The sequence below is a fragment of the Staphylococcus nepalensis genome, from assembly GCF_002442935.1.
In the GTDB taxonomy this organism is placed as follows: Bacteria; Bacillota; Bacilli; order Staphylococcales; family Staphylococcaceae; genus Staphylococcus; species Staphylococcus nepalensis.
Map to the genome: position 1 here is coordinate 302256 of NZ_CP017466.1, position 12818 is coordinate 315073.

The window sequence follows — 12818 nt, forward strand, 5'->3', positions numbered from 1 at the left end:
TTTAATCTATTTTTGAAAATTGTCGAATCGTTTCGAAAACGTAAGTTCTTGAATCAGTTTGAATGATATTTTTAATACAATGTTGGTCTTGTGCTAAATCACGTAATTGTAATAAAGGTCTTAAATGTTTGAATTTATCTGTTGCAGCTACTACTACAAAAACACTCACTTCTATGTCACTGCTTAATAGTAACGGCTTGTCTAATATCAACATACTCATCGCAGTACGATTTACATTTTGGTTGTTTTCAGCGTGAGGTATAGCAATATTTTGGTTGATAACCATATATGTGTCATCGAATGATTCAACCATCGCCTCAATATAATCGTTATTGATATAATTTTGGATGAAAAGTGGTCGAGCTGTCTGACGTATGGCTTCTTTTACTTCTGTAATATTGCTCCCAAATTGGATATGATGTTTAGGTAATAAATCTTGTAAGTTGAAGTGGTGAGTTAATGAAATCGATGATGACTTAATTGATGCATATGTGTGAACACTTTCAAATTGACTTTTGATTTCATTTATTAATGCTGCTTCATTATGAATTTGGGCATGTTCGCGAATAGCAGATAGCATTTTTTCTACTTGTAAATCAGTTTCAAATGAATGATTTAATTGTCCGAAGACAAGTTGTCGCAAGTCTTGTTTTTCTTGAGCAGTGAGAATAGCTTTAGTGATGTAAAGTTTTTTATGAGTTAATACATGCATTGGTGAAAAAACTAAATCAAAATTCAATGCATAGTTATTAAATTCTCTTAATGATAAAGCATCTAAAAAAATGAATTCTGGAAAGACGCTGCGTAATTCTTGTAACATCATTTGAGAAATCGATGTCCCTTGTGTGCAAACCACAACAGCTTTCACCTTTTTCTCAATATCTTCATCTTGTCTTCTTAAAGTTCCACCAATTAGCATAGTGAGATATGCAATTTCATTATCTGGTAAAGCTTGGTCAAAGAATTTTTCCATTGGTTTTGATGAAATTTTAACTAAATGAAATAATTCTTTATAGTCTTCTTTCAGAGTATTCTGTAAACTATCTACATCAGATAGCCCATATCTAATTCTGTAAAATGCAGGTTTCATGTGAAGCATTAATTGATTTAATAAAGACTCGCGATTTTCAAATGTTATAAATGTAATTTTTTCAAATTCACTCATCATTGTTTCTAACGCTAATTTAAGTTCAGGTAAAAATTTAGCATCGCTTAATTCTGACCAATGCACACTAGTAGACAATAATTGTAATGTAATAAATAATTTTTCTTGTCGCGGAATATCTGAATAATTAGCTGTTAATATTTCGGTTGCTTGATATTCCTCAGTGTCAGATAAATCGTCATATCCAATTAAAATGGGCGATATAGTTTTGTTATATTCAATTCTTCTAAGAATAAAATATAGTTTATAACGTAACGTTTCAGTGCTCTGATCTATAAATTTATTCTCTAAATATTGTTCAATTTTATTAATCTGACGATCGATGATTTGTAACTTGTCTTCATCAAAAGAGAGACTTTTTAAAATATCTCCTTGAGCAATATTTAATGTGAATACTTTATCTATTAAGCGAATAAATAACTTTCTAGTTTCGATTTCATTACTATTTAAGTAGTATCCCTCCTGTCTTGTGTACTGTAGCTTTACATCATAAGCTTTCAATAATTGCTTTAATTTCTTTAAGTCATTTAAAACGGTATTCTTACTTACTTTTAAATCGATAGAAAAATGATTTAACGATAATATTTCATCTTCTTTAAACAACATGAGTAAAATGAGATGCGCGCGTTGGTAAGCTGTATATACTTGCTCATTTTCCTGCTGAACAGATTCAATAGATACATTAAGAAAATTTTTAATTATATCATCAACAATAAAGAAACCCTGACTTGTACGTTCAATGATTGGACAATCTTGTTCAGTTAACCATTCATTTATTTTTTTAATACGATAACCAAGTTGTCTACGCGAAATGTTGAACTTAGTTTCTAAGTCTTTGCCTTTAATCTTTGGATTTTTAATCATTTCAGTAACGATATCAAAGTTTTCTGCGTGTATTTTGAATCCCCCCTTTGTTGTTGCATTTAATTTAGCACAGCTCGTCCAAGAGTTGTACATGTATTAGACACAATTTACATCATGTTTGATGTACATCACTGTGTTTGATATAAAAAAAGCACTTACCATCGCATTTATGTGATAAGTGCTAATACTCAAAAAAATTATTAATTTGAAATTGTGATTTTATCAATTATACGTTAATTAGCTTTTAAATTAAAATAATATATTGAATGTAAAAGATGGTTGGTTTACTAAATAACTATAAATTATAAAACGAACGTTCAAAATGAACGCTCGTTTTATAACTTATACCAAAAAGATATGATTTGTGTGTTAAATTAACCCAAGCCAATGCCAATAAGTCACACTCAGTAAAATAATAAGTAAATAGCCAATAATACTTATAGGTATGCCGGTTTTTAAGAAATCTTTAACAGTAAAAGTTTCTGTGCCATACGCTAACATGGCTTGTGGTGAGCTTACAGGTAATAAAAATCCAAAACTAATAACAAATTGTTGTATTAGTACAAAACCAATAGATTGATTTCCTAAATCTAGTGTAGTAGTTAGCGAAATGAAAACTGGAATTAGGGCTGATGCTAAACTTGTCGCGCTAGCGAAACCTAAATGTATTAAAATATTGAAAAGCGCAATTAATGCAATTATAACCACGATGGGATATTGATTGAGCCCCATCATGCCAAAAGTTTGGTCGCTTAGCCATTGTGCAGCTGTCGTTTTTAATAGTGCATTACCTAATGAAATACCTACGCCGAAAACAATGATGGTGCCCCAGGGTATACGGCTCTCGGCTTCTTTCCAAGTCATAACGCCTATTTTGGGCGTTAACATAATAGCTAAAGCCAACAGTATAATGGAAGACGAATCGATAGGGTGGAAGACTTTTTCAGTAGACCAAAATATTAATAACATAATAGAAATGGTGATTAACCGCCATTCTTTTCCTGTTATTGGTCCCATTTCTTTTAATTGTTGCTGAATTAATATTTTACCCCCAGGGAGTTCTTTTTCTTCAGGTGGCATAATCTTAAGCATTATAAAATAAAGTGCAATAGACATTAAAATTGACCATGGCCCTGCATATAAGAACCATTGTCCCCACGAAATGTCAGTGCCGAGTTGATCGTTTATAAAACTGATAGCGACGATATTTTGTGCTGCTGCTGTTTTAATACCAATATTCCAAATTGAGACGGCCTGTACAGCAGTTATGACTAAAAGGCCGGCTAGTTTACTTTGTTTAGAAACGCCAAATGCTGCTATCATACCTAATAAAATCGGAATAACTGCACCAGCTCGTGCAGTAGCGGAAGGTACGAAAAATGCTAAAAATATAGCTACTAATATCGTTCCGAGAACAATACGGTTTGTCTTATTGCTTGCTATAGACAAAATGATGAGAGCAAGACGTTTATGTAGTTGTGTAATCTGCATCGCTGTTGCCAAAAACAATGCTGCTGCAACTAATGCGAGTGCACTTGTTGCAAACCCACTAAAGGCCAGTTTTAAAGCGTTTCCCGTTCCAAAAAGCGCATCGTCTTTTAATAATACGCCATTTGATTGAGGGTTTCCTAAAGATTCAGATAAATTTTGTCCAGGGCTGAAACCAAATAACAATATTATTAAGGCAACAATCATAGTCGCAGAAACTGGATAAGCGACTGCTTCAGTTACCCATAATATAACTGCGAATATTAATATAGCTAACGCGCTTTTAGCCATAAACGGTAAGTTTTCTGGTGTTGGTAAAAACATCACGATTGCTAATACAACAATGCTTGTTATTAACCAAAAAGGCTTAAAACGAGGTGTTGTCTTTATTGCTGCATTTTTAGCCACAAATATTTCCTCCCTTGTTAAAGTATTCACAATAAGGATACAAATATTATTAAGTTGTTTCATTATATTTGAGAAAAATTCATAAAAGTTTGCGATTTATTGATGATACCGTTCGGTTGTTTTTATTCATTTTTTCCGTGAAACGTCGTTGAAGGCATGACCGAACATAAGTATTAGACAACGTGGGGTGCTAGTAATTGTAGGATAATAAGTTAACTCAGATTGGCTAACAAATGTTGATTAGATAGTAAAGTTATTTAGAAAATAGGATGTTGGTGTTAGGAAGTGACCAGGAGAAGCAAAATTTTTCAAGTTGAGTACAGTAATTGATAATTATATTAATAAAATTACGAAGAGGCCAGTAAGTAATAAGCATTACCAAAATAAGTTTAATAATGAAAATGAATAATCATACGTTATTTTATAGTGTACTGTGATGCCAATTTAAAAGGTTTTAAAAATTTTATTGTAAGGTTATTTTTAATTTAGGCATCTATGGTTAATATAAATATAAGGCTAGAACATGAACGTTCTAGCCTTATATTTATATCCTAAGCTTATTATGATATTTTTGAATGATATCTAATTATCAAAATTAAAGTGAAATAAAAAATAGAGAATCAGTGATTATACTTTAGAATTTATCATTTATAACATCGTACTTATTTATATATAATTATTTATTACGCCTGTCATTAATATAAAATTTAGCACAAAGAAATAGTTGAAGTTTTTATAAACTTTCAATAATGTGTTTTTCTTTATTTTTAATTTCTTCATCGTCAATGGTTTGTTTATAGAGATTAGTGATAGCTTTATGCTTTTCTTTAGCTTCTTTTAGAAAATGAGCGGCTTCTTTCCAAGCATCTTGCCATTGCTTAGTACCTTCAGCGATTTCATTTGCGTATTTTTCATCTATCTGATTATCTATAATTGATTGGTAAGTATCTACGATTTCGTCTCCAGAACGTTCAGGGTCATAATTATGTGGTGCTGTACTATCAAAGGCAGCAACACTTAATTCGGGTATAATAATCATATCTAAACTATCAGGATCAAAGTCACAATGATATAGCTCGATATCAAAGCCATTTTCAATAGCTTGAGACACAATTTGTTTAAGCAACGTGGATTTACCTGAACCTGGGCGGCCTTTAATAAAGAAACGTTTGGTTAGATTACTTGTTAGGTTTTGTACAAAATCAAAATTACCATTTTCAGTAATGGTATCAAAGAATCTGTGTTTAACAATACTTTCTTTCTCTTGATAAGATTTTCCGAAAATATTTTCTAAAATTTGATTGTTAAGCGCTTGTGCTTTTTCAATATCAATGGAAGTACTGAAATAGAATTCTACATTGTCATGTAATTGTCTTGATTTTTTAATGTGAGTAGCATAATTTTCTAATAATTGTTCTTTTTCATTAAACAGACTTTTGATATCTTTTAAATTGTTTTGAAGTTTTGAATGGTCTACTGCAGTGGCTAAATCTACGGTTTCACCTGAAATATAAGGCAGCGCTGGTTCCATAGGATAAGGATAATTACCGTCAAAAATACCTATATTTCTATCTAAAACAATAAGTCCATCTAGCGTTTTAAAATCAAATGAACTATAAATGAGTTCTATAGGTCTTTGTTCTCCCTCAAGGTAATTTGCAATATTTTTTAATACTTCAGATTTACCATTTCCAGGCACACCTTTTAAAATGTATATATAATTTAATGATTGAGCTTCATTGTTAAAATAATGATATATACCTTTGCCACTATTACTTGATAAGAAAAATGATTTATTTGTCATGACAGACATCCTCTCTTATTTAAGATACAACCCCATACTAATACTGTGAATTTCTGCATGTAAATAAATAGGGTTTTATTAACAACGAAACATTTCCTTTTAACTACAATTTTGATGCATTGAGTTTACTTCTGTAGCACATACTTGTTTGAAAAAGCAGAATTGATCATATAATTTGAAATAATATTTTTGGATATGAATAGATACTTTATATCTAATATAGAAATAGATAAAATTTCACTCGAATAAACTAATACTAAGATAACCATATAAAGAATCAAGTTTAAATATTGTTGAAAAGGTAATAGCAATACTAATGGTGAAAAAGAGTAATGTTGCCATAGAAATATTTAAAATTAAAAAAGGTGATAAATATGAATGTTAGATTTCCTATTGGTGAATTAGAATTACCTAATAATGTGACATTAGAAGATGTTCAAGAATGGCTGGGAGACATTGAAGGGTATGTACACCGTTTAAGACAAGTTGTAGATGATTTAAATGAATCAGAATTAAGCAAGCAATATCGTGAGGGAAGTTGGACAGTACGTCAACTTGTTCACCACATTGCTGATTCACAAATAAATATGTATCAACGGTTAAAACTATCTTTAACAGATAATAATCCAATGGTGGAGCCTTTTATACAAGATGAATGGGTCGAGTTGGAAGATAATAACCTTCCAGTGGAATGTTCACTTAGAATAATGGAAGGTATCAATGAACGTATTGTAGCTGTTGGTCATACTTTAACTACTGATGATTTGAAACGTACATTTACGCTTAAAGGAGAAGGTAAGAATCAAGTTTCCGAACAGATTGCTAAGTTAGCATGGCATGAAGCACATCATTTAGCACATATTAAAATAGCATTATCAAATTAAAGGGAGTGATGTTTTTATGTGCCAAAATATATTTTAGAGAGAGCGTTATAATAAGTAAATTGAAATGTACAAGGTAAAATTAATTGAATATATATTTTTTAATTGGAGATAGTTGTCACACTAATTACATTTATATTACAGAGTGTATACATACAAAAATATCTTTGTTGACTTTTGCAATGGGATTTTTCAAAGAAACGTTTTGTTTTAAAATACAATTTAATGTAATTAGTATGTAAAACGGATAAGGTTTTTTTAATTTCATTGTAACCTACAAGTATTTTATAGATGTTATAGTATTTACTGGAAATTGGTTGAAACAACATTGTTTTTTACAAAAGTTGGATTTCAATATCATGCGAAAATAAATTCTTAAAAATATAAAAATTAACTTGTAGGAGGACTTATTTAAAAATGAAAAAAACAGTAGTAGCATCAACATTAGCAGTAGGATTAGGTGTAACAGGATTTGCAGCAGGAAACTCAGCAGACGCAGCTGAACAAGGTGTAGACAAAGCACAATTAGCTCAATTAGCACAATCTAATCCAGAACAATTAAATGCTTCACCAGTACATGAAGGTTCATATAGCTATAACTTTAATCAAAATGGTTTAAACTATAATTTTGAATCTAATGGTCAAACTTGGTCTTGGAGCTATGGTGAAGGTTCTAGTTCAAATGACGTTTCATCAGAACAATCTACTAATGTAGAACAACCACAACAAACTGAGCAAGCATCAACTGAACAACCAGTTCAACAAGCTGCGCCACAAACTGAGCAAACACAACAGCCAAAACAAGAAGCTACAACAAAAGCTTCAACTCAATCATCAAGCTCAAATGAAGCTTCAAGTGGTTCATCAGTAAACGTTAATTCACATTTACAAGCAATTGCACAACGTGAATCAGGCGGAGATCTTAAAGCTGTAAACCCATCATCAGGTGCAGCAGGTAAATATCAATTCTTACAAAGCACTTGGGACTCAGTAGCACCTGCAGAATATCAAGGTGTATCTCCAACAGAAGCTCCAGAATCAGTACAAGATGCTGCAGCAGTTAAACTTTACAACGAAGTTGGCGCTTCACAATGGGTTACTGCATAATACAAATTTAAAGCAAATAACTTAAAATTAAACAATAAATTAAGAGCCTGGGATAAATTGATATCCTAGGCTCTTAATTTATATTAATAGCAGATGGCTAAAAGGGACATACCCTAAACTTTTAAAGAACTACTTTTAAAGCGCCGTCTCTTTTTCCTAGTTGTTTCCGCCTACCCGTACAGGATACGAAACCATTTTAGAAAATGTGATTTCGTATCTTTTTTAAATACAAATGAAAACTTAAATAAACATATGCGTTATAATGGTGAAAATTTAAAAGCTAAATTATAAAAATTCCTTCCAAATACTTCCAGTTGGTGTAGAAGTTACAGAAATCATTTCGTATTTGGTCGGGTGTTTGACACTTAATTGGGATGCCCAAAGGGCAATTTGTTGACCATGCTTATTGATGTTTTGTCCATATTTTTGATCACCATATAATGGTAAGTTTTGGTTTGCAAATTGAACTCTAATTTGATGTGAGCGTCCAGTTTTTAATTGAACTTGAATTAAAGTTTTTTTATTAATAGTTTTGATGACTTTATAATTTAATATAGCTTCTTTGGCATCTTTTTTCTGGGAATCAACAGCGTATACGATATTTTTATTTCTGTCTTTCCATAAATAATCATGAAGTACGCCTTCATTTTTTGAAGGAACACCATGGATAACTGCTAAATAGGTTCTATGTAGTTTTTGTTTTCTTAGTTCATTTGATAACCTAGAAGCTGCTTTAGAAGTTTTAGCAAATACGATCGCCCCTCCAACAGGTCGATCAAGACGATGTACTAAACCAAGGTAGACATTGCCAGGTTTATTGTACTGTATTTTTATATAATTTTTTAAAATGGATAATAAATCTTGATCTTTTGAGTTATCTGCTTGTACTGGAACATTTATAGGCTTTTCTACCATTAATAAATGATTATCTTCGTAAAGAACGTTGTTAAACATTTAATTCCTCCAACACATTATATAGTGATAATTTTTTCGTAGTTTAAAATTAAAATATTTTAAAATAATTCAAATTAAGATGTTATCAGTAGATGGGTATAAATTCAATCTTATTTATATGTAATCAACATAAAAATATTTATGCTTTGAAAGATTTGGACATAATATAAAAATTTATATATTGAGAAGTGTAAATATATAATATTTTGACTCTGATTACACAATTGTTACATTTGGTTAAATATAAATTTATCTTTTTTCGCTGGCATGAAGGAGTTTAAAATAGGTTTTATTTAATTCAGAGCGCGCCGTTAATGTAATTAAGACGTAAAAAACCTAGTTGTTTTTTAACTTCACTGTAACCCACAAGCATTTTATAGATGTTACAGTGGGAACTAGCAAATTTGAGAAAAGTAATTTTGCAAAAACGAAAACACAAATTAAACAATTAAAAGTATATCTCTTAGGAGGATTTATTAATAATGAAAAAAACAGTATTAGCATCAACATTAGCAGTAGGATTAGGTGTAACAGGAATCGCGGCAGGAAATTCAGCAGATGCATCAGAACAAGGTATTAATCAAGCACAATTAGCACAAGAAGCACAAAATAATCCATCACAATTAAATGCAGAAGCATTACATGATGGTTCATATAATTATAACTTCAACCAAAATGGAACAAACTATAATTTTGAATCAGATGGTACAAACTGGTCATGGAGCTATGGGGAAGGCTCAAATTCAAATGCATCAAGTGATGCATCAGCACAATCATCAGATAATGCAGGACAACAAGCACAACCACAACAAAGTGAACAATCACAACAAGCATCATCAGAACAACCAGCACAACAACAAGCACCACAAACTGAATCAACACAACAACCACAACAAGAAGCAGCTTCAACACAATCATCAGATAGCTCAAGTGAAGCATCAAGTGGTTCATCAGTAGAAGTAAATGATCACTTGAAACAAATTGCAGAGCGTGAATCAGGTGGCGATCTTAAAGCTGTAAACCCATCTTCAGGTGCGGCAGGTAAATACCAATTCCTACAAAGCACATGGGATTCAGTAGCGCCAGCTGAATATCAAGGTCAATCACCAACAGAAGCTCCAGAATCAGTACAAGACCAAGCAGCAATGGACCTTTATGAATCTGAAGGTGCTTCACAATGGGTAACTGCTTAATATAAGTCAGTAATCAAAAGTATTTGATTTTAAGGTAAAGCGAAACCCCTAGGTTCTTAATATTAGAATCTAGGGGTTTTTTGTGTGAAAAATTTTATTTAAAACCATATGATGTACCAGAAAGGAAAGGGGATATTTATATCAATGATCAACTGATTGTATTAAACAAAGTACAATTACTTCATAAATATAAAAAATCAACCCGAATGTATTGAAAGAAATACACATTTTTATTATTATATATGCTTGTGTTGTAAAATTTAACAGAAACAATCGAAATTGGGATATAAATAACGATCCTAAGGTGATTTATGATATTGGCAATAGATCATTGAAATAAAAATACATTTAGTATGTAGCTTTAAAAATAGGCTTTCTAAAGTATTTGTATTTCTTATTTTACTGTAATACTATGCTTGGTTCTTGGTACAAGTCATTCGTTTATGAAGATTGCTATTCCATAAGAAAAGATTTGGTACTTTATTTTAGTCACCTTTGTTGGGGCGGGGCAACGAAATCTTTTTAGAAAATGTGATTTCTGTTCCGCTCTCTTTTTGTGTTGTCGGTTATAGCACACTTATATTTAAAAAAAGACAGTTTTAAACATTAATTAAGTTTATAGAAAGAGGTGTTGGCGCAATGTTATATAAAATCCATTTAAAAAATATTTGCTTCTGTCTACTGGGCACATTTATTATTGCGATAGGTGTAAATACATTTGTTTTAGCTTCAAATTTAGGCGAGGGCGGCACAGTAGGTATCTCACTTAATTTAAAATATACTTTAGGCTTAACACCAGCTTTAACAACACTTATTATTAACATGATACTAATCATTGTCGGTTGGAAATATTTAAGTAAGACAACCGCAGTTTATACCCTAGTTACAGTAGTGGCGAGTTCACTATTTTTAGGAATTACAGAACCTTTAAAATTAAATTTGGAATCTGATTTTATTAATACTATTTTTTCAGGAGTGTTGATTGGTATAGGTACAGGCTTTGTTATATCTGCACGTAGTACGCTAGGGGGCACATCAGTTATTGCAAAAATCATTAATAAGTATAGTGAGATAAAGACATCACAAGCTTTATTTATTCTTGATTCATTAATTGTATTATCATTTTTATTTGTATTACCAATTCAAAATGTACTGTATACAATTGTGATGTTATTTATTGTTGAAAAAAGTATGTCCTTTGTCATAGAAGGATTTAATCCGAAAAAAGCAATTACTGTTATCTCGGATTTTAACGCGGATATTAGTAAACAAATTAATGCGGAAACTGGACGTGGCTCCACATTATTGAATGGGGTAGGTGGCTATGAACAAAGAGAAACTAACGTGCTTTATGTTGTAGTATCTCAAAACCAGTTAGCCAGAATTAAAAAAATTGTAAATAGTCATGATGAGCATGCTTTCTTAGTCATTCATGATGTGAGAGATGTATTAGGTAATGGCTTCATGAAATTACAATAGTAAAAGATTACGTAGGTATCGTATAAAATATGCACATGTCAATAAAATCATTTTATTAAACTTTAAAAGTTCTATGGAAAACAAACATATTTTTAAAATTGGATATTAATATATAAATAGTAGCCGAGACTTATTATAACGTCTCGGCTTTTAATATCGTATTGAAAATAGTTGAAAGTAAAGAAGATAAGGTTTGTCTCGTTCCGCGTCTACTTTTTAAAATAAGATACGTGATAAAAAGATGACAATGGTCACTGTGAAAACACTAAATAATGTCGAAAACAATACAATTTGTGCATGTAATTCAGGCTCTATTTGGTATTCCATGGCGATTGTAGAAGTATTTCTTGAAGTAGGGAAAGAACTAGCTATAAAGAGTGATTGAGCTATCACACCATCTAACCCTAATAAGTAAATAACCGCTAAAGAAACTAATGGACTCAACAATAAACGACCAATCAGTGACCACGTGATAACACGATGGAAAAAGTTAATTTTAATTCTAGCAAGTTGTGCGCCTAATAAAATAAGCGCAATAGCTACAAATCCATCCGAAAGTTGATTAAGTGGTATTAAAAGCGTATGCGGTAGGTCAATGGTGAAAACCTGGCAAATTACGCCTAATAAAAGTGCATGAAACACAGGAAGACGCAAAAATCCACGAGTGATGTCAGCCATTGATTTGCTTGCTGATAGCAAATTGTACATGCCGTATGAATAAGTTAATAAATTTTGGAATACTAAAGTGAAAATTTGTACAGAAACACCGATTGGATTTTGACTAAATATAAGTTGACTGACTGGTAGACCATAATTCCCAGAATTCATTAAAGAAATGCTGTTTTTTAACGCTGCACTTTCCCCTTTATTTAAACGCAAAATCTTAGACAATACATTTCCAATTAAAATTAAGACAACACTGAAAATAATAATATAGTATAGGATATTTAATAATAGAGCAATATCAATTTGAATTTGATAAATATTCACAAATACTGATGCAGGCATTAAACAGTATGTTATTAAAGCGGAAAAATGTTTGAGTTCAAATGAAAATTTCATTTGAAGCAAAAAACCTAATAATATTAGAAGTAAAATAGGTAATATAACTTCTAAAAGTATAAAAATAAACATAAGCAACCTTCTATCTCTAAGTAATATACATATTAATAATCATTAATTGTTGATTTACTATTAAGTTAGCATATATTTATTATAAGTAAAATATAGGTTTGTGATTAGAATTGATAAGCATAACTTATAAATATATAGAAATGAAATAAGGCCAAGACAAAAATTATGTCTTGGCCGTTACTATAATATCACTAGTAGATATTTGGAACGAAGCCTTTTAGAAAACATGATTTTTAAAAGTTACTTTAGTAACAAACCATTAGTTTGAAAATGGGCTTTGGCTTCCAAGTTTGTTTATCTTCGTTAAGGTGTAATCATAATCTACTATAAAAATTAATTTT

Annotated in this window: 9 protein-coding genes; 4 read left to right on the top strand and 5 right to left on the bottom strand. The window is 31.0% G+C overall.

Annotated elements, in window-relative coordinates:
* Position 1: 1 nt before the first annotated feature.
* The 3 genes from BJG89_RS01345 to BJG89_RS01355 form a co-directional block, all read right to left on the bottom strand.
* Entirely contained in the window at positions 2–2122 is a 2121-nt protein-coding gene (locus BJG89_RS01345; RefSeq protein ID WP_096808171.1) for a BglG family transcription antiterminator, read from the bottom strand.
* A gap of 276 nt (positions 2123–2398) precedes the next feature.
* A complete protein-coding gene (locus BJG89_RS01350) occupies positions 2399–3925 on the bottom strand; it encodes an SLC13 family permease (RefSeq protein WP_232514203.1) in 1527 nt (508 codons plus the stop codon).
* 733 nt (positions 3926–4658) lie between these two features.
* Positions 4659–5729, bottom strand: coding sequence for a hypothetical protein (locus tag BJG89_RS01355; protein WP_096808173.1), 1071 nt, complete (start codon positions 5727–5729; stop codon positions 4659–4661).
* 374 nt (positions 5730–6103) lie between these two features.
* Between BJG89_RS01355 and BJG89_RS01360 the strand changes: the two genes are divergently transcribed.
* On the top strand, positions 6104–6613 hold the full coding sequence (locus BJG89_RS01360; protein ID WP_096808174.1) for a YfiT family bacillithiol transferase: 510 nt from the start codon (positions 6104–6106) through the stop codon (positions 6611–6613).
* A 414-nt stretch (positions 6614–7027) separates the two neighbouring features.
* Positions 7028–7717 (top strand): transglycosylase family protein, encoded by a 690-nt coding sequence (locus tag BJG89_RS01365; RefSeq protein ID WP_096808175.1) that lies wholly within the window; start codon positions 7028–7030, stop codon positions 7715–7717.
* A gap of 285 nt (positions 7718–8002) precedes the next feature.
* Here BJG89_RS01365 and BJG89_RS01370 read toward each other — a convergent pair whose 3' ends face one another.
* Positions 8003–8671 (bottom strand): RluA family pseudouridine synthase, encoded by a 669-nt coding sequence (locus tag BJG89_RS01370; RefSeq protein ID WP_096808176.1) that lies wholly within the window; start codon positions 8669–8671, stop codon positions 8003–8005.
* Between the two features lie 482 nt (positions 8672–9153).
* On the opposite strand from BJG89_RS01370, the gene BJG89_RS01375 reads away from it, so the two are divergent.
* Together BJG89_RS01375 and BJG89_RS01380 are read left to right on the top strand one after the other, a co-directional pair.
* A complete protein-coding gene (locus tag BJG89_RS01375; RefSeq protein WP_096808177.1) occupies positions 9154–9864 on the top strand; it encodes a transglycosylase family protein in 711 nt (236 codons plus the stop codon).
* 639 nt (positions 9865–10503) lie between these two features.
* On the top strand, positions 10504–11343 hold the full coding sequence (locus tag BJG89_RS01380) for a YitT family protein (protein WP_096808178.1): 840 nt from the start codon (positions 10504–10506) through the stop codon (positions 11341–11343).
* A gap of 216 nt (positions 11344–11559) precedes the next feature.
* On the opposite strand, the gene BJG89_RS01385 is transcribed toward BJG89_RS01380, so the two are convergent.
* Complete coding sequence (locus BJG89_RS01385; RefSeq protein WP_096808179.1) at positions 11560–12477, bottom strand: AEC family transporter; 918 nt, start codon at positions 12475–12477, stop codon at positions 11560–11562.
* Positions 12478–12818 lie beyond the last annotated feature (341 nt).

Excerpts from the sequence above, each read along its gene's own strand:
- BJG89_RS01355 (WP_096808173.1), bottom strand. The coding sequence starts at position 5,729 with ATGACAAATAAATCATTTTTCTTATCAAGTAATAGTGGCAAAGGTATA.
- BJG89_RS01360 (WP_096808174.1), top strand. The coding sequence starts at position 6,104 with ATGAATGTTAGATTTCCTATTGGTGAATTAGAATTACCTAATAATGTG.
- BJG89_RS01375 (WP_096808177.1), top strand. The coding sequence starts at position 9,154 with ATGAAAAAAACAGTATTAGCATCAACATTAGCAGTAGGATTAGGTGTA.
- BJG89_RS01385 (WP_096808179.1), bottom strand. The coding sequence starts at position 12,477 with ATGTTTATTTTTATACTTTTAGAAGTTATATTACCTATTTTACTTCTA.
- BJG89_RS01380 (WP_096808178.1), top strand. The coding sequence starts at position 10,504 with ATGTTATATAAAATCCATTTAAAAAATATTTGCTTCTGTCTACTGGGC.
- BJG89_RS01365 (WP_096808175.1), top strand. The coding sequence starts at position 7,028 with ATGAAAAAAACAGTAGTAGCATCAACATTAGCAGTAGGATTAGGTGTA.
- BJG89_RS01370 (WP_096808176.1), bottom strand. The coding sequence starts at position 8,671 with ATGTTTAACAACGTTCTTTACGAAGATAATCATTTATTAATGGTAGAA.
- BJG89_RS01345 (WP_096808171.1), bottom strand. The coding sequence starts at position 2,122 with ATGTACAACTCTTGGACGAGCTGTGCTAAATTAAATGCAACAACAAAG.